General features: G+C 59.5%; 14 protein-coding genes and 1 pseudogene. 7 read left to right on the forward strand and 8 right to left on the reverse strand.

Going from position 1 to position 17,545, the window contains the following annotated elements; translation table 11 throughout:
* Positions 1–8: 8 nt before the first annotated feature.
* From ACR2TX_RS23020 to epsL, 5 genes are all read left to right on the forward strand, one after another.
* Complete coding sequence (locus ACR2TX_RS23020) at positions 9–1,472, forward strand: lipopolysaccharide biosynthesis protein (RefSeq protein ID WP_347257486.1); 1,464 nt, start codon at positions 9–11, stop codon at positions 1,470–1,472.
* Complete coding sequence (locus ACR2TX_RS23025; protein WP_347257487.1) at positions 1,469–2,851, forward strand: polysaccharide pyruvyl transferase family protein; 1,383 nt, start codon at positions 1,469–1,471, stop codon at positions 2,849–2,851. The genes ACR2TX_RS23020 and ACR2TX_RS23025 overlap by 4 nt, the downstream gene beginning before the upstream one ends.
* 16 nt (positions 2,852–2,867) lie before the next feature.
* Positions 2,868–4,877, forward strand: a complete 2,010-nt coding sequence (locus ACR2TX_RS23030; RefSeq protein WP_434130768.1) for a heparinase II/III domain-containing protein — start codon at positions 2,868–2,870, stop codon at positions 4,875–4,877.
* A 10-nt stretch (positions 4,878–4,887) separates the two neighbouring features.
* A complete protein-coding gene (locus ACR2TX_RS23035) occupies positions 4,888–6,093 on the forward strand; it encodes a glycosyltransferase (protein ID WP_086134089.1) in 1,206 nt (401 codons plus the stop codon).
* 148 nt (positions 6,094–6,241) lie between these two features.
* On the forward strand, positions 6,242–7,456 hold the full coding sequence (gene epsL, locus ACR2TX_RS23040; protein ID WP_434130769.1) for an XrtB/PEP-CTERM-associated polysaccharide biosynthesis outer membrane protein EpsL: 1,215 nt from the start codon (positions 6,242–6,244) through the stop codon (positions 7,454–7,456).
* Between the two features lie 132 nt (positions 7,457–7,588).
* Here epsL and ACR2TX_RS23045 read toward each other — a convergent pair whose 3' ends face one another.
* Positions 7,589–7,711 (reverse strand): ferritin family protein, encoded by a 123-nt coding sequence (locus tag ACR2TX_RS23045; RefSeq protein ID WP_276205341.1) that lies wholly within the window; start codon positions 7,709–7,711, stop codon positions 7,589–7,591.
* On the opposite strand from ACR2TX_RS23045, the pseudogene ACR2TX_RS23050 reads away from it, so the two are divergent.
* Positions 7,711–8,271, forward strand: a pseudogene (locus ACR2TX_RS23050) (isochorismatase family protein); the annotation flags it as partial. The gene ACR2TX_RS23045 and the pseudogene ACR2TX_RS23050 sit on opposite strands and share 1 nt — an antisense overlap.
* A 777-nt stretch (positions 8,272–9,048) precedes the next feature.
* Here ACR2TX_RS23050 and ACR2TX_RS23055 read toward each other — a convergent pair.
* Positions 9,049–10,029: a fascin domain-containing protein gene (locus ACR2TX_RS23055; protein WP_210023882.1), complete on the reverse strand. Its 981-nt coding sequence runs from the start codon at positions 10,027–10,029 to the stop codon at positions 9,049–9,051.
* Between the two features lie 449 nt (positions 10,030–10,478).
* Here ACR2TX_RS23055 and ACR2TX_RS23060 point away from each other — a divergent pair, with 449 nt between their 5' ends.
* On the forward strand, positions 10,479–11,291 hold the full coding sequence (locus ACR2TX_RS23060; RefSeq protein WP_133719237.1) for a hypothetical protein: 813 nt from the start codon (positions 10,479–10,481) through the stop codon (positions 11,289–11,291).
* Positions 11,292–12,199: 908 nt separating this feature from the next.
* Here the strand turns inward: ACR2TX_RS23060 and ACR2TX_RS23065 are convergent.
* The 6 genes from ACR2TX_RS23065 to ACR2TX_RS23090 all read right to left on the reverse strand — a co-directional run bounded on the left by ACR2TX_RS23065 (position 12,200) and on the right by ACR2TX_RS23090 (position 17,469).
* Positions 12,200–12,733 (reverse strand): hypothetical protein, encoded by a 534-nt coding sequence (locus ACR2TX_RS23065; RefSeq protein WP_077728911.1) that lies wholly within the window; start codon positions 12,731–12,733, stop codon positions 12,200–12,202.
* A gap of 776 nt (positions 12,734–13,509) precedes the next feature.
* Positions 13,510–14,748, reverse strand: a complete 1,239-nt coding sequence (locus ACR2TX_RS23070; RefSeq protein ID WP_210023881.1) for a hypothetical protein — start codon at positions 14,746–14,748, stop codon at positions 13,510–13,512.
* 11 nt (positions 14,749–14,759) lie between these two features.
* Complete coding sequence (locus ACR2TX_RS23075) at positions 14,760–15,377, reverse strand: ATP-binding cassette domain-containing protein (RefSeq protein ID WP_210023880.1); 618 nt, start codon at positions 15,375–15,377, stop codon at positions 14,760–14,762.
* 632 nt (positions 15,378–16,009) lie between these two features.
* Positions 16,010–16,882 (reverse strand): EcsC family protein, encoded by an 873-nt coding sequence (locus ACR2TX_RS23080; protein WP_077728908.1) that lies wholly within the window; start codon positions 16,880–16,882, stop codon positions 16,010–16,012.
* A gap of 11 nt (positions 16,883–16,893) precedes the next feature.
* Positions 16,894–17,091 (reverse strand): hypothetical protein, encoded by a 198-nt coding sequence (locus ACR2TX_RS23085; protein ID WP_434130770.1) that lies wholly within the window; start codon positions 17,089–17,091, stop codon positions 16,894–16,896.
* Between the two features lie 135 nt (positions 17,092–17,226).
* On the reverse strand, positions 17,227–17,469 hold the full coding sequence (locus ACR2TX_RS23090) for a hypothetical protein (protein WP_143735077.1): 243 nt from the start codon (positions 17,467–17,469) through the stop codon (positions 17,227–17,229).
* Positions 17,470–17,545: the final 76 nt, after the last annotated feature.

Consider the following 17,545-nt stretch of genomic DNA (forward strand, 5'->3'; position numbering starts at 1 on the left):
CGTAAAGCATGAGCAGCACCACGCCTTCGCTGGGCAATAAGGTTCTGTCCGGATTGATCTGGTCGGCCGTCCGTAACTGGGGCGGACGACTGGCGACCATCGCCGTATTTTTCCTGCTTGCTCGAATTCTGTCGCCGGATGAATTCGGCGTATTCGCCGCCGCCATCGCGGTGCTCGCCTTTATCGAGATCATTGCGGAACAGGGCCTCGCCGACGCGGTCGTGCAACGTCCCACGATAGGGCCGCGAGAGTTGAATACGGTTTTCGTGGCCAATTTTCTCGTGGCAGCTCTTTTGGTTACGGCGACCTGGCTGGGGGCACCGCTCATCGCCTCGGTAATGGGCATCGAGCGCCTGACCGAAATTTTGCGAGTGTCGTGCCTCGGAATACTGATCAGTTCACTCGGGTTCTGCCAGCAGGCCCTGTTCCGGCGAAATTTCCAGTACCGCTGGCTGGCCCTCAGAACCGTAGCCGCGACCGTCGTTAGCGGCGCGGTGGGTGTCGGGCTGGCGCTCGCCGGCTTCGGCGTGTGGAGTCTGGTCGGACAGTTTCTGACCAGTACCTCGGTCAATCTGATATTGCTCTGGCTCAAGCCGGTCTGGAAGCCCGGACTGAAGTTCAGTTTCGTCGGGTTCGGTCAACTCCTCCGCTACGGAAGCAATGTCCTCGGCATGCGCCTGCTGGATTTCGCCAATACCCGCGCCATCGAGCTCGCCATAGGCGCGTGGCTCGGCGCCGCCACGCTCGGGTTTTATGCCGTCGGTTCCCGCATCTACACCATCATGATGCAGCTCCTCAGTTCGGTGGTCATGGACGTGGCCCATTCGGGCTTCTCGCGGATCGCCGGGGAGCGAGAACGACTGGCCCAGGCCTATTACCGCGCCATGACCGCGACCGCCGCCCTGGCGATGCCGTGCTTCGTGCTCGTCTCCGCGGTCGCCTCGGAGCTTTGCATGACGGTATTCGGCGCCAAATGGGCCGACACCGCGGACATTCTGGCTCCGCTCGCCCTCCTCGGGGCCGTTCAGACGCTCCAGTACTACAACGCATCAGGACTGAACGCCATCGGCCGGTCCGCTACAGCGCTAGCGATCGCCATCGTCAAGGCGGCGGCTACCGGCGCCGCCCTGGTGGCGACCAAAGGGCAAGGCCTGGACATAACCGTCAAGATTTACGTGCTGGCGCAACTCGTCGCGACGCCCGTGAGCTTTTATCTCGGAAGAAGGTACCTGGGCGTATCCGTTCGCAGAATCCTGCGGTGCGTTATTCCGTTCGCCCTTTCGGCGGCGATGATGTTTTTCGCCGTCGGAGCGATCGGCCCGGCACTCTCCGATTTCGGCCTGAATCAGCTGTCGGACCTCGCCGTGAAGCTTGCCGCCGGAATAACGGTCTACGCCATGGGAATTGCGCTTCTCGGCCGCCGCCATCTGATCGAATCAATACAAACCATCAAATCAATGAGGCGTGGATGACTGAACAAGGTTCCGATAAGCCCCAAAAGCCGATTGAGATCAAGAACGTTCGAGCGAAGGGGGTTCGAGGCCGCCTGAGAGAGTTCTTGCGGGTGCCGATGCTGTATCGGGAATGGCGGCGCGAAAAGGGGCAATTGGTCAATCCGTCCTATCCGGATCTGCTCGAAGCCTGTAACTCGATTCTGATCGCTCCCTGCGATCCGGATACGGTTGCCGGCTCCAAGGGTGACGAGGCCATGATCACGGCGTTCGTTGAGCGGATCCGCGCATTCAATCCCGTCTGCCAATTCGGGCTGCTGACTTACCATGACCAAGTTCCCGAGACACTGGCAGATCTCGGCGTACGCCTCGAACCGGTCTGGGCAAATCCCAAGTGGTCGCTGCGCCGGCTGATCCAGACCATGTCCCGCTATGAAGGACTGGTGATCGTCGGTGGCGATGTGATGGACGGATACTACACTCCGCTGACCGCTCTGCGCCTGTGGGTGGTCGGCGATATGGCTGCGCGGCTCGGAAAACGAAGCGCGACTCTGGGATTTTCGTTCAACGAGAAACCGTCCTCGCGTTTGCGGCGCTGCCTTGGCTCCCTCGATCAGCGTTTCGTCGTTTCCGTCCGGGACGAAGTTTCTCTCGAACGCTTTAAAGGAGTCTCCCAGGCTAATTCGAGGCTAGTCGCCGATGCGGCCTTTCTGTTACGGCCCTCGTTCAGCGACCGAGTGGAGGTTGTTCGTCTTTGGGCCGATTCGCAGCGGGCGAAGGGCCGTACCGTGGTGGGTTTCAATCTCCACCCGATGCTGATCAAGGAAGGCGATCAATCCCTACGCTCGGCGATGATCAGTGCCTCGGTAGCAGCACTGCGCGACGTCGCGGCGCGGAATGATGTGAGTTATCTGTTCATCTCGCACGATTTTCGTGGTGGCCCGCTAGGCGATGAAGCCATGCTCGGACCGATTTTCGAAGGTCTTCAGGACGAGTTGGGCGAGCGAATTCGCTACTGGAAGAATCATTTCTCCGCAAAGGAGCTAAAGGCGATCGCCGGCCTAACGGACGCCGTTTTTACCGGACGGATGCATTTGGCGGTCGCGGCGCTCGGCCAGGGTGTGCCCATCGTCGCCGTCACTTATCAAGGCAAATTCGAAGGACTCTTTCGACATTTCGAACTTCCCGGACATCTGGCGGTGTCGCCCGAGTCGATTCTTGATCCTTCCCGCCTGGCACCGCTGATCGACGAACTGATTTCATCTCGCGAAGCCCTCGCCTCCCGGGTTGCGGATTCTTGGCCCGGGGTTGAACAACGTGCCTTGCTCAATATCGAGCCCTTCCTGGCGAAGGAAGTAGCTCCCAACGCGTCATCCGATGCCGTGTTTTCTAATCCATGACGATAAGGGGACAACGATGAGAGATCTGCGATTATGGAGCGGGGTGGCGTTGATGCTGGCAGGAGCAGTCCTCGAACCTATAGCCGCCGGCAAAACTGAACCGGCGTCCAAGGCCCCAGCCCTGCCCGGCAACGACACCATCAAAGCCGCCTTTACCGCCTTGAAAGCGGGTGAAGACGACTATGCACCGGCCCGTGCCGCCCGTGAGTACTGGGACGCGGCCCGCCAGCGCGTGGCACAGGATCCTCGCTGGACGGCTTGGTTGCAGGAGCGAACCAGTCGGGTCACGAAGTGGATGGCCACACCCCGCGATCACCCGGAATGGGCCGCGGGCTGGCTGCACAATTACGTGAATTTAAAGACGGGCGCCTTTCTCCACTGGACCCCCGATCAGCCGATACCGCCCGACCAGCCCGGCCACGAAAAGCTGCGCGCCGCCTGGATCGCCCATAATCGAATCTACAACATCGATCGCGTGCTGGACGCCGCCCGACTGTTCCGCCTGACCGGCGATACGCGCTACTTGGATTGGGCGGCTTCGCAGCTCGATTTCTACGCCGACGCCTACCGCGGCTTCCCGTTGCAGACCTGGAACGGCCGAGCCCAGCTGATGAATCAGAGTCTGGACGAAGCGACCCGCGCCCTGGTGTTGATCGAAGCGGTCCGGCTGCTGAAACCCCATGTCCCGGCGGCCCGCGCCGACCACTGGCGCGAGGGGCTGTTCCTGCCGTTGGCGGCCAATGTGATGGCGTCGTCGCGCGAGGTCCACAACATCGCCGTCTGGCATGCCGCGGCCGTGACGCTGATCGGACTCGAGTTCGAACAACCCGAGTTGATCGGCTTCGGCAAGCATTCGGCCTTAGGTCTTCCGTCGCTCCTGGCGACCGGCGTCTCGCCGGACTGGTTCTGGTACGAGCACTCCCTGTCCTATCAGGAGTATACGGTTCAGGCCTTGGTGGAGCTGCTGGTCGGCGCCTCGTTGCGCGGGCGGCTGGCCGAGTTCGCCCGGGAACTCTGGATCGCGCAGAACCTGATGATTTCTCCGGTGACCGTGCGCTTTGCCAATGAAGACGCCCCGACCCTCAACGATTCGCCGCCTAATCGCAAGGCGCCGAACCGCAAGTTGTGGGCGGCCTCCCGCCGGGTGTTGCCGACCTGGCTCGGGCTGGACGAAGCGAAGGGCCAGCTGAGCTGGGACACCCTGCTCGATCCGCCCAAGCCGGTCGATTCGATGCCGGTACTGCCCGACCTGGCGTCGGGACCGGTGCCGGGTCTCGATGCGGTTCAGCTCGTGAAGAACGGCTGGCATGCCCTGTTGCGCTATGGCCAGAAAGCCCGGTTTCATGCCCAGCAGGAAGCCCTCACTTATGAACTGCAATACGGCGACACCTGGCTTCTCAAAGACGCCGGCACGGTCGGCTACGGCTCGCCGCTGCACAAGGGCTATTTCAGCCGGGCACCGGCGCACAACGTGCCGCTGGTCGACGGCGACGGGCAAAATCCCTGGCCGTCCGAGGGACAGCTCGATGAGGTCGCGCCGGACGGCTCGTTCGCGGCGGTGTCCCATCCGAGCTATCGTCCGGGCGTGACCGCAACCCGGCGGCTCGCCATCGGCGCCGGCGACTTTATCGATCAGGTGGGGGTGACCACCGGCTCGGACACGCCGCACGCGATCGGTGTGGTCCTGAACACACCCTGTGCCGTGACCGCCGACCGGCCGTCTGTCGCGGAAGGGGCATCGCTGCCGAATGCGACGGCCTTCGGTTACTGGAAGGACTGGACCGCCTATGCGGCGGCGGGCACTTGGAGCGGCACGCTCGACTGCGCCGGCCGCCGGTTTGCCCTGGCGATCGCCGGCGCCGAGCTGCAGCGGGTGTTTGTGGGCACCGTCCCCGATTCCGCCGCGCCGTACACCCGCCGGGGCATCTACCTCGAAGCCATGGCAACGGAGACGAAATTCAAGCTGGTGTTCCACCCGCTAGCTTCGCCACAGGCATCCGTACACAAAGCGCGCAGAGCAAGATAAGGACCAACCGATGCGCATCACGATGATCTGTAACGAGCTGCCTTTCCCTCCCGGACATGGTGGTCTGGTCGACGTGTGGCGCCGGCTCTGCGCCATGAAATCGGCGGGCGTCCGCGTCCAACTCGTCTGCTGGGGCGGCGGAGCCGCCGGCGCGCTGCGACCGGAACATCTCGACAAGGTGCGGGAGGTCGTGGAGGATCTGTACGTCTTTCCGTTTGAACGAACCTGGCGTTCGCGCATCAAGCGAACTGTCCACCTGTGGCGGCTGCCTTGGCGAGTGGCCTCCCGTAGCTTGAGGCCCGCCGAGTTTCGTTCCCTGCTGGAGGCGCAGCGCGCATTCGACAGCCAGGCAATCTGGCTGGACGCCGTCTATGGTGGCGAGGTGGCGCGCCGTCTGGCGCACGAGCTGAAACTGCCGTTGTTCTACCGCTCTCACAACATCGAACATCGGTACACACTACATCAGGCCAGAATCGCCCGAACGGCGCGAGAACGGTTTCAGTGGACACTCAGCCTGTTCAACCTGCGCCGTTACGAGCACGGAATTCTCAGGGAGAGTTCCGCGTTCTTCGATATCTCCGTCGATGACCTTAGATATTGGGAGAAGCTCGGGTTTACGTCCGGATATTGGCTGCCGCCGCTGGTGGACGAATCTTTTGCGGGACGCCTCAGTGCGCCGCGGGAAGGTCCCCCCCGATTCGACGTCGGCTATCTCGGAAACCTGTTCATGCCCAATAACGTCCAGGGCTTGGTTTGGTTTCTGGAGAAGGTGGCGCCGCGGCTTCTCGATGCACGGCCCGGCCTGCGCCTGTTCATCGCCGGCAGCCAGCCTTCGGATCAGATACGAGCGGCGCTCGCTGCGCGCCCCGAAGTCACACTGATCGAAAATCCGCCAGACGCCGTCTCGATATTGCGCGACGCGCAGATCTTGATCAACCCTGTCTTTGCGGGTAGCGGAGTCAATATCAAGTCCGTCGAAATGCTTTTTTCCCCCGCCGAATTGATCAGTACGCCTCAGGGCTTGGCTGGACTTCCTGATGAGGTCAAGAATTGCTTCCGAGTCAGCAAAGATGAATCCGGATTCGCGTCCGCGATCCTCGACGGCCTGAGCTCTGCGGCCGCAGGCCGTATCGCAGACTCGGAGAGCCGCGCGGCGGCGCGGTCTTATTTTCGTGCAAAGCGGATCGATGACATTTTGCCGGTCCTCTTTCGCTAAAGGCGTGCCGTTGTGTATAGCCATAACACGATCGGGCTAGTCGCTATCGGAATTCGGCGGTACGGAAAGTCTCGCCGCATAGGCTGATACAAAAGGTTTGCGCAAGCATTTGAAAGCGCTACGTTCAAGACGCAAGCATCAGCGGTTCATGTATAAGCCCAAAGCGGAAACTATTATTTCCCTCGCGTTTTTGGTGTGGACGGAAGCCTCTTTCGGCGTCGCCGATCCTACTGACACTTTTCAGCCTTATTTATCGGAGACGCTGACCTACGATGACAATCTTTTCCGTCGCCCGAGCAAGACCAATCCGAACGCACCGATAAACGAATCGGAACGCTGGGACTTGATCAACCGGCTTTCCGCGGGGCTCAGAACCTATATTCCGGTGAGCCGGCAGGAGTTTCAGCTCGAGGGAAAGGTCGACGACAATCGTTACGCCAACCACGATGAGCTTAACCATGTATCGTCCCTGGCAAAAGGGACATGGAAATGGCAAGCGGGAACTTCCTTCGGCGGAATACTCGGCTATGGCTACAGGCAGTATTTGGGAGGTTTTACCAACACGGGGTTTTTCGGAAGGGATCTCATCACGGACAATACGGCCTTGGTCGATGTCAATTACAAGTTCAATCCACGATGGAGATTGAACGGACAATACCGGTGGCTGAACAGCGAGCATGAGGCGCCGCAGCGTAGGTTTCTGGATCTGACCAGCGATACCGGCATCATCGGGCTGCACTATAAATCTCCCGACGAGAATACGATCGGCATTCAGTACACACACACGGATGCCAGCCTGCCGAATCGGGAGCGGGTTTTGTCCGCGCTGATCGATAACCGCTACCAGGAACATGAATTCAGTGCACTCTACAAATGGCAGATTACCGGAAAATCGCTGGTAGAGGGACGCATCGGCTATCGCATCCGCAATCATAAGCAATTTTCACAACGGGATTATCAAGGCGAGGCATGGCGGCTCAATTATCAATGGACACCGACAGGAAAAACCGTGATTACCTTGTCGGGTTGGGGAGATTTGTTGAACAGAACCTCGGATATCGCGGCCAGCTATGTCGTCACTAAAGGCGTGAGCGTCAGCCCCACGTGGTCGGTAACGCCAAAGATCGACTTGCAAGCGAAATTTAGCTGGGAAGAGTGGCAGTACGCCGGCGACCCGAAATTACGCATCGATGCGAAGACTGACGAAGACACGATCCTAACCGGCCGATTATCGGTTTCCTACGACTTTGCCGATCACGGCCAGCTGAATATCGTCTACGAGAAAGGACACCGTAGCTCCAGCCGGGTGTTTGCCGACTACGAATACAACACGGTCTTTGCAAACGCCATTCTGAAGTTTTGATCGTCCGCGCCAAATACCGGCAACGGAGCTGGCCCTGTCCGAACACCACGTCGTCCGGCGATTCGGTCGAGGGTAACGGACGATGTCCCGCGACCCCGACCCGATTGCCATCGAGAAATCGCTCGATGACCGTTATTCGTGCGCCAAAGGCTTATCCGTGAACAAGTAATCGCGGAGCTCCTTGGAAAAGGTGGGGTCCTTGCAGGCATCGACCCGCTGGTTGTACCAGTCGACGGCTTCCAGTTCTTCCTTCAATGATTCGATGGCCCGTGCATATCCAGGGTTTCGTTCGACAAATCCGATGTGGGTATTTCCTGGATTTCTACGATCCCGCACAGCCGCCCATTCAGGAGCTTCTGGACCGCTGCGCCCGCCTGATCGCTGCGGCCCGAAAGGCCGGCATTCCGGTGTTCTACACCGCGCAGCCCGGCGGGCAGGCGCCAGAGGACCGTGCCTTGCTGAACGATTTCTGGGGCGACGGCATTCCCGACCGGCCCGAATCGACGCGCGTTGTGGACGCGGTCGCGCCCCAGCCCGGCGACACCGTGCCGACCAAATGGCGCTACAGCGCGTTCAAGCGCTCCGACCTGGAAGCGCGGCTGCGCGGAACGGGCCGCGACCAGTTGCTGATCTACGGAGTGTACGCCCACATCGGCTGCCTGATGACCGCGGCGGAAGCCTTCATGCTCGACATCCAGCCTTTTCTGATCGGCGACGCACTCGCCGATTTCTCGCGCGAGGATCACGAGCAGGCGCTACGCTACGCCGCTGGCCGTTGCGCGCGGGTTTGCGGAACCAACGACGCCCTTCGAGCCGCCGAGCCGGTTCGGCCCTTGCCGCGCAAACACCCGGACTCTCGCGGCCGGGCCGGTGGAAGACCTGGCGGCGGGCTTCATGGCCCGCGGCGATGCGATCGTCCTCGACCTCCACGGCCGACCGGAAAACTACGACGACGTGACCCTTCGGGTCCACTGGCAGCGAATCGCCGCCTTCCTCGCGCGGGCACTGGACCGACCCAGGGCGCCGGTCGTCGACTTGGCAGCTTGAATTCTGGGCTTTACAAAAAAGGCTTGGCGAACATCGTTAGCGCCTTCGGTTCGAGTGAATTGCTTCAGCCATTTGTAGCCATTTGTAGGTCGGCAATCCTTTGCCGACGAAAACGCGCGGCCGGGACATGGCGTCGGGAAAGGATTCCCGACCTACAGGATGCTACGGTCGTAAGTCGGCAACCCGTTGCTCCAGTTGCATCGTCGGGAATGGATTCCCACCCTTAATGGGCTTGGCATCGGCAACATCGACGCCGGCCTACTCCCGCCCAACTCGCTAAACGGCGCTCGACTCCGGATACGGGGGAAGCGGCTGTCTGCAGTCGCGGAAAATCTTGGGCGCGCCTATCTGCCGATAGATGTTGTTAATTGTGAATCAGGCCCGTCGATCCCTTCCTGGCACTTCGGGCCGAGGCCAAGGCCGGTACACGGCCGGCCTTGACTGACGCGGCTTGTCGCCGAGTGGGGCATCCCCACCCCGAATTAACCCGGCTCATGTTTGTTTATAGGCCGGGGTAATAGTACTTATGCGGGCGTGTAGCCCTCTCATTGCAGGACCACTGGTGAAGCCAAGCCGTACACTATTAGCTGGAACAATTCGTTCGATGTCGATACGCCGTCGCGGCGGGTGGTGAGCAAGGTGTGTCCAGCTGAGTCTCGGTAGATTCCCACATTGAACCCGCTCGAGGTTTGAAGCGCATAGGTGCAGTTGCCCTGATCGATGATCCGGAATTTCTCCCAGGCTAGGACTTGTGTCGCATCGGTGTGGAAGATGGTCGATGTGGTACTGATGCATGCGCCTGGAAAGCCCGGGTCGCAGTCGATATATTTTTGCACGAGTCCCCCACCACCGAGGGCGGTAACGAAGGTCACGCCATTGGAAGTCTGCAGAGCATGAGAGCCGTCGCTTTGTCGGATGAATTTAAATCTCGACTCCGGTTCTGCCCGTCCGACTATTATTATGTCCCCTTGCGATGACCGGCCTCCTGGCAACTCGGCGGACAGAAATGTGCCGTCCGCGGTCAGAATGCCATACTCGAATCCCGATCCCACGTCGCCGCACTTGACGATCCGAAATTTTTCCCAATTTTGGATCTGCGTCGCATCGGTATGAAAGGCATCTGCGGATTTGCCGCCGGCCCCGACTGCCGTGACATAAAACCCCTTTATCGTATTGATCGCATAATAACTCGGCGCGAAGTTGCCGACGCTCAGGTCGAGCAGCCGAAACCGCTCCCAGTCTAGGGCTTGCGTCGCGTCGGTATGAAAAGCGCCACCCGTCAAGCCCCCTCCGTTCAGCGCAGTCAAATAATAGCCGCGGGACGTCTGAATGCTCTTGTCATGAGGCGTGTCGGGGTAAGTCACGGCAAACGTGAACTTTTCCCAGGGCCCGGCTGTCGTCGGGGTCGTCAGGAGGACAGGTTCGGCTATTCTTCCTCCCCCATCGAGCGCGGTCACATAAAAGCCTTTGTAAGTCCGCAGCGCGAATTCGCCCGGCCACGGCAATAAGGCAGTGAGACTCTGCATTGGGGCAATCCCGCCCTCCTGGACTTCACCAGAGGCCGGCTGGCCTTGACCCTGTTCGACAACGCTAGACGACGTTAGAGGATCGGATGGCGATGCTGACGCATCCGCGGCGTGGCCCGCCAGGCTCATGAGAAAACAAGCGATGGGCCAGAGTGATGGCAATCGATGTGTTCGCATGCTACACCTCTCAGATTGCTCCCCTAAAGAACAGGACATTCAGGAAGCGGCTTCGCCATTGCGAATTTGATGTAAGAATCGGGCTTGCTGTAGTGACAGACTAACGCAGGTGCTGCGGACGAATCATTGATATATTTAGATGCCGAGGATGAAAGCCAGCGTAGCCCGGATGGAGCTTTACGGAATCCGGGACGAGTGGTGCATCGAGTCTCCCGGATTCCACTGCGCTCCATCCGGGCTACTTGGTAATGCATCGGAGCGGGATAAACAAATTGCAGGCAAAGCCACAGAAGCCCTGCAACGAATTGCCAAAGGGAGCGAATTTAACGCCCGGAGGGTTGCGAATTTTGGCGTCAAAATCGATAACCCAAAGCCAAAAGACGACGCACGACAATCCCATCAACTCGGACGGTAAAAAGCGCCGCTCCTTCGTTGCGCCACTTTTTGCTGCCGGTTATGAGCGGCGTTATGCATCGCAGTTCACAAGAGGCAACATGAAACGTAACGGCATTCTGTTCAGCTTTTTCGTCGGGCTCATGATTTCTGGTTGCGCCAGCACGACCATGCAAACCTATCACGCAGGCGGGGACAAAGCAGTTTGCGGTAAACGGGGAGTCTCGCTCGGCCACGTTGCCATTTTGCCGGAAATGGCATGGCGGAATGATCAAAAGGAGCCTGAGAAACGTGAACAAATGGCATTGGAAGAGATTGAGAGGGCGTTCCGGGAAATTCCCTGTGGAAGTATTGCAGCTCCTGGCGGCATCAGGCAGGTTTCAGACTGGTCCGGCAGGCCGGAGTCGGAGTTGTTGTCGAAGTTTTCCGAGGAAGGCGTTGATACCGTCATTTTGGTGCGCATCGAAGAGTTGACCCCGCGGATATTTGTTACGTACTCACTTCCGTTCTTGTGGGCTGGTTCGAGCGAAGCGGACTTTCGCATCAGGACTCTCTCTGTACAATCGGGATCTGTACTTGCGGATATGCGCGTTAAACGATCTACCGGAGGGCCTTTCAATCTCAGGCCCGCTGAGTGGGCCGGAACTGAACTCAATGCCGCACTGAGGGCAATTATCGAGGAGAAAAAATAGAGTGCCGCGACAGATCTTGAAACCATCGCTGATCGTCTGTTTGCTAGCAAGTCCTGCTATCGCATGGGCGATGTTCAAGCCGATACGGGTCTTGGCGCCCGAATGGGCCGGCGATATCTCTTGTGTCAGCTCCAGGATCTGTATCGATAATGCATTGCGGTATCGGGAAGCATCCGAATTGTACGAGGGAGCTCTACGTTTCGTCGCCTCGGCTGTTGGTCCATTTCAACACAATCCACGCGTTGTATTCTGTTCTACGGAGGATTGCTTCCGGTCTTTTGGGTTCATAAAGGCTTCCGCAAGCACCGTCGGGAACTTTGGAATAGTCATCAGTCCGAGAGGTTGGACACCATATTACGTGCGCCATGAGATGGTCCACCACCTTCAGGCAGAGCAGCTTGGTGCTCTCACACTATGGCTTGGCCCGGAATGGTTCATCGAAGGCATGGCGTACTCCCTCAGCAAAGATCCACGCCGGCCGCTTTCGGAACCCTGGCAGCAACATCGGGCCGAGTTTGAGGGTTGGTATCAGAAGGTGGGGAAGGAACGTTTGTGGGAGGAGGCGCGAAAGCTATGAACCCGCATAACACGTCGGTCAACCGGACCCTCCGCCGCGATGCGACTCCGCGCCGGTTACCTCCACGTTAAGCCTTAACCCCATGAAAATCCTGTCGAAGATCTATCGGATCTGACTCAAGCAGCCATTCGAGAACGGCAGACATTCGTTAGGTCGAATGGCCGCTCAGGCCGAAAACCGGCTGCCGTGGCCACCCTGCTCGATTCCGCTTTCTTGCCCTTGTGAATCTCGCCCCTTCCCCCGAGTGCGAGCGGCCCATGCGTAATCGTTATCGATTTTGAGGGTTGCTCGTCGGGCGGCCGTCAATGCAAGACCAGCATACCGAATTCAGCTATCGGCCCTCGCACGATATGGGTTGCAGTTGCGTATCCAGCGGAGCCTGAGAGATAGGCGCATCAATTTGCCCGTTACTGAAGGGGGTGAATATCTGATAACCGGTTATTGGCCCAGCAAGGGTTTTGGGGTCAAGCCTGAGCGCATAATCAAAACTGAACACGCCATTTTTGCTGATATCCTCCCTGTTGCCATAGCTGGTCCCCACCAAGCTGATCTGAAGTTGGTCGCCGCCAGGTAGCTGATCGTTGGGCGGGGCAATCGTGGCCGAGCCCGTCAATTGGTTGGCATACTGAATCGGGGGGTTGGTGGCCTTGAACCCCAGCTCCAGCGCATCGACATGGACAATTTGACCGGGTTTATCACTGAGCGCCTGTTGCATTTTGATTTTCAGCGTTCTATCCCAACCACCGGGTATGACATCGCCGATTTGAAAGCAGCGAGTGTCGGCTGAAACGATAGTTCGCGCTTCAACCTGACTCGACAGTACAGCAAGAATGGATAGTGAAGTTGCGGTGAGTAGGTTTTTCATAAGGAACTCCATGAGTTTCTAAAGGGACTACCATGTACCGAGACCGAGCATTATTAACCCGGCCTATAAATATAGGCCGGGTTAATCCGGGGCAGGGATGCTCCGGCGCGGCGACAAGCCGCGTGAGCCCAGGCCGGGCGTGTACCGGCCTGGGCGGCGGCCCGTAAATACCAGGAGGGTATTTACGGGCCTGATTAATAACTGAACAACTGCGGCTCACCGAGCAGTAGCCGCCCATATGAATTACTCTCCTTCTGAATCGCTCACTGCGGGCTTTCACACATCACCCGTTTAATTCGACGATAGCGGCACGAATAAATTCAGCCTCCATGTTTTCTTAAATCGTGGAGATCATAGGGTTCGTAGGCCATTGGAGGGTCGGTCACGTAGTCATTTCTCTGCTGGCCCCCTCCGCTCCACTATCGTATGCAGACCTTGGATACACGGTGCCACAGTCCCCATCGGGTACGGAATGGCCTTTCGGCGAAACTGAAAGCCAACATATACCCGAATGCCAGCTGACAGACCGCACCACTGGCAGTAGCCGGCCAATTGGAGCCTGTTAGGCTGATCCCGATATCTGTTCAGTATTCGGCCATACCCGCCGTTCGTCGTTATTCAACAATATCGTTCGAACGGCTGCTTTATGGAGTGTCTTCGAACTGGCGATCGATCCGGTCGACTGCCTTTGCGGTAAGACCGTAGAGGACCGTGCGGTCTTCGAGAATCTCGATATGAAGGTCTTCCAGCCCGTATCAGGTCCCGAACCGATGCTCCTAATGAAACATGACCACCCGCCATGCCGCCAGCCAAAACGCCGCTGCGGTGACCAACTTGGGCCAGAACCGCGTTGCGTCGATAGTCGAGTAAAGAGCGAGCGTCACGGCGACTGCCGTGCTTCCCAAGGGTAGTATCAGGAAGGCGTAGGAACCTGCGAGCGGGTAAAGCTTGGCGACAGGCAGGAACGCGAGCAGACAGAACGCCGCTACCAATACCAGCAGGTCGGCCACGAACGTGGCGGCTGTTCCTATCCCCAACGATGCCAGCAGGGGGCGCATGGGCGCGCGCTCGGCACGCAGGGTCAACGCCAGTCCAGCCACCTGGAATATCAGCGGAACGAATCCCGCCAGCAGCAGGCCTACCGCCACCTGCGGTTGAAATCCGACAGCCTCCCAGCCGGTCCCGAACCAGCCAAGAATACCCGCATAAGCCAGCAGCGCCACTCGCGCCGGCAACTGGCTCCATTGCATCAATGCCAGCGCGTCCATGGCCGCAAGGTTTACCACAGGGTGTAGATGCTGGCCGATTCTGCTTCCGATCCGCCAAGATCCGGTCTTCATCACTCCCGTCAGGCGCCTGCGCAAGCGGAAGGCCGCGATCGGTCCCCCCGTGAGCAGGACAAAGGCAAATTCGCGTGCCCCGTCGACGCACAAAGCCAGCATGGCGATCAGCGCACTTGCAGCGACTAGCAATGCGGCCCACGATCCACGCAGTACGAGTTGCTGCACGATGGGCCATTGGGTACCGAGGGCCAAGGCCAGCAGTCCATGCTCCAGACCGCCACTGCGGGCGGGTCCGAGCAGAGTGATCCCGTAGGCGACGAAGGGCAATAGCAGGGGGAGATCGGCAATTAGCAGCAGCGTCAGGTCGAGCCCGGTCTCGAAGCGAGACAGCCCAGGCAGCGTGCGCAGATATCGCCAGGGCGCGCCTCCTCGCAAGGCATCGGCTTGCACGGCCGCCCAGGCGATGGCCAGCAGTGACAGGGTCAGCCAGGCGGTCAGCGCGTAAGCCGGACTGCCGCCTTCCACAATCTTGCGTACCGGCATCCCGACGGCGTCGATTTGTGCGGCAAGTGGCGTGGCGGCTGGCGAAACGACTAAAAGTGCGAAGAGCACAGATTGCCAGCGGCGGAGCAAAAGCTTCAGGGTCGCGTCGGCGTAATGGCGCAAGCGCCAGCCGAGCAGGCGGAAAAACAGGCGCGATCGGGACACTTCCAACGGTGGATGGCGAGACACGTGACAGCCTCTCAAGTCAATGTCACGGTGTTTTCAGGCCGTATGCCGAAGGCCGCATGCCGCGAGGTCTCGTGGCAAGACATCAGGATCAGCCGCGTCTTGGCCAGGCGCCGGAGCGTCGCCTGCAAGGCCGCAAGCGAGGCGGCGTCGAGCGCGTTGCTCGGCTCGTCCAAGATGAGGACATCCGCCTCCGCGGCGACAGTGCCAAGCAACAGAAACTTCCTTGCCGTACCCAACGACATGTGGCCGAAGTTCGTCTTCAAATACGCGTGTAGCCGAAACGATTCGGTCAGCTGATCCAAGGTCTCGGTATCCCAGCCGCCCCGAACAGAACCGACGAAGGCCAGCCACTCCTCACCAGTCAGAAAGGGGAAGACCGGACAATCCGCCGGGCAATAAGCCAAGCAACGGAGGGCGCGGGCCGGTCGGGCCTTAAGGCTCACGCCGCGGATCCAAACTTCACCGGCATCGGGAACCAGGGCGCCCGCGAGCATGCCGAGGAGAGTCGATTTACCCACGCCGTTCGCACCCGCGATCAGATGGACGCCCGGCTTGGGCCATTCGTACGACCAGCCGTCTATGACCGGCCGACCGGAGTATCGCTTGGAGAGTTCGACTGCTGTCAGCACGTTGTCGTATATCCTGTGAGCAAGTGGCACCACCTATTTCGCAGCGACCGGAGGCGATGTCGCCGGTAGTATGCTGGCGAAAGGATAAAAGATGCGGAATTCAGTGCGCAATGAAGCCCAGATAGCACAGACTAAATTGAGGCATGGACAGGTATGTAACAGTGTGGCGGCGGTCGATAACTTGACTTGCTTGCGACAGTCCGCTTCGGTCACGGACTACTCCCCCGCCTCTGAAGAAAGCAGCATTCCTGAACGGCGGATTTTGGTCAGACCGGATGACCGGAACGGCCGAAAACTGGTCCTCGTGAGCACCGAGAGTGAATAACCCAAACGGGCATACAACGGAAGATCGACAGGTTCCGATGATACTCGGCGAAAAAACGGTTGCCGTTACCTTGATCGCCGGATCGGATACCGCAGGCGGGCTTGCGATTTGACCCTGTTCAGGTGCACCTAACGTGGTCCCGGTAGAACGAATTCAGTAGGTCCCAAAACCCTTCGACTCCGCTCAGGACAGGCCCTTCGACGGGGCTCAGCGCGAACGGCTTACCGGGATAGGCTCTGCCAAAAGACCGGAAAGCGGGCGCGAGAAGGAATGCTTGACCATTTTCCGAGAATCGTCCTCATTAGCATCATGCGGACCGCGCCATCATGGCCGGCGGGTCTGCCCGGCGCTCATGCCGAACCGATTTCAGCTTCCGATACTCGGCCTCGATGTAATGCCGCCCGTAGCGGCGTTCCAGCCGGCGCATGACGAAATGGCTGCGGGCCATGCTCTGAAAATGCCGGACGAACAAGTCGTTGATGAAGGCGCCGCCGACCGCGCCGGCGAAGGGCAGCATTTCCGCGGCGGCTTTCTCCGACAGTATCAGTCCGAAACGCTCGGATACGATGACTATCATGCGGCTGATGGCCGGCGCTCCGTTCCGGCTCAAGCCCTGTTCGGCGATGTGGCGTGACGCCTGTTTGACGGCGGCTTCGAGAGCCAGGCGCAAACCGTAATAACCGGTATCGGCGGCATCATCGGCCTTCGAGCGTCCCCCCAGAGCGAAAACTTCGAGACAGGCCAGACGGGTTTCCGGCCGGTTCAAATCCTCGCCTTCGCTGCGGGCGATTTCGGCGATGGCCGCGAGCATGATCAACGTGGTGAGCGGCAGTTCCACCAGCAATGCGGAACCGCCGAACAATCCGCCAATCGCGCCCGTGCTCCGCGCCATGCGACGGTAGAAGCGTTCGCTGCGAGGCTGCCCCTGCCCGAGGCGGGTGACCGCGGCTTCCAGAAGCCGGCCGATGCCCGCCTGCAAGTGTCCGGAGAAGCGACGATGCCAGCGCGGCGGTATCAGCTTGAGCCCCTTGTCGACGGGAGTGCCGACGGCGTGGGCCAGATGGGCGGCAAAGCTGGGATATTCGAGCTGGCGGAAAGCGTCTCGCAGTCGGCGACGGTCCTCATCCGCCAGTTCGATGACGCCCGCTCCGGGCGAAGATGAGTCGTGTTCAAGCTTCATTGTCGTGTCACCTAGAAGTTCTTGAAAATACCTACCGGCGGTTTCGGCTGCGGCTCGCCCGGCTTGCGCATCCTTGTTTCGCCGTCGATGAGTTCGAAGCCCGTGTCTCGGATATGGACGGGGTGCGGGAGATCCGGACCAATCGCCGGACTTGTTCGCTGAACGTGGTGTATGACGGCGGCGCCGAAGTCCGTGCCGGTCTGCTGCATTGGCTCGGCTCTCTACCGCCGAACGCCTTCCAGCACGGATGCGTCCGCCCAAGTCGCCCCTACTCCGCTCATCGTTTCGTCCATGGCGCTCCTCTCGCCGCCCTTGCTACTTCGTATTGATTGTTTGCTTGCTCCTCACGGACTACGGTCGATGATCTCGTCTTGATTTGCAGTACGGGACGACAATACCGGACGAACGTGTCGAAATCGGGCGAGTGCTGCGTTCAGCGTAGTGCACAACATTCGGAAAGTGGACGGCCGGAAATGCACCGTGACGGGGCCGACATTGACATGGAACACGGCGCAGCTCCGGCAGTACTCGACCGAGCAGACTTCGCTCCGGGCCAAGGTTTCGGTATTACAAGCTTTTCGTTGCACGGGTCTCTCCTTAAGTTATGGAACGCACGGGCGTTCATGTGTAAAAGCGGGCGCAAATCTCGATCTCTATCGCAAT

The sequence above is a fragment of the Methylocaldum sp. GT1BB genome, from assembly GCF_051027545.1.
Classification (GTDB): domain Bacteria; phylum Pseudomonadota; class Gammaproteobacteria; order Methylococcales; family Methylococcaceae; genus Methylocaldum.

What these genes read in the sequence shown, in the direction of transcription:
- ACR2TX_RS23035 (WP_086134089.1), top strand. Translation starts at nt 4,888, where the DNA reads ATGCGCATCACGATGATCTGTAACGAGCTGCCTTTCCCTCCCGGACAT.
- ACR2TX_RS23085 (WP_434130770.1), bottom strand. Translation starts at nt 17,091, where the DNA reads ATGCAGCAGACCGGCACGGACTTCGGCGCCGCCGTCATACACCACGTT.
- ACR2TX_RS23030 (WP_434130768.1), top strand. Translation starts at nt 2,868, where the DNA reads ATGAGAGATCTGCGATTATGGAGCGGGGTGGCGTTGATGCTGGCAGGA.
- epsL (WP_434130769.1), top strand. Translation starts at nt 6,242, where the DNA reads ATGTATAAGCCCAAAGCGGAAACTATTATTTCCCTCGCGTTTTTGGTG.
- ACR2TX_RS23065 (WP_077728911.1), bottom strand. Translation starts at nt 12,733, where the DNA reads ATGAAAAACCTACTCACCGCAACTTCACTATCCATTCTTGCTGTACTG.
- ACR2TX_RS23080 (WP_077728908.1), bottom strand. Translation starts at nt 16,882, where the DNA reads ATGAAGCTTGAACACGACTCATCTTCGCCCGGAGCGGGCGTCATCGAA.
- ACR2TX_RS23025 (WP_347257487.1), top strand. Translation starts at nt 1,469, where the DNA reads ATGACTGAACAAGGTTCCGATAAGCCCCAAAAGCCGATTGAGATCAAG.
- ACR2TX_RS23055 (WP_210023882.1), bottom strand. Translation starts at nt 10,029, where the DNA reads ATGCAGAGTCTCACTGCCTTATTGCCGTGGCCGGGCGAATTCGCGCTG.
- ACR2TX_RS23020 (WP_347257486.1), top strand. Translation starts at nt 9, where the DNA reads ATGAGCAGCACCACGCCTTCGCTGGGCAATAAGGTTCTGTCCGGATTG.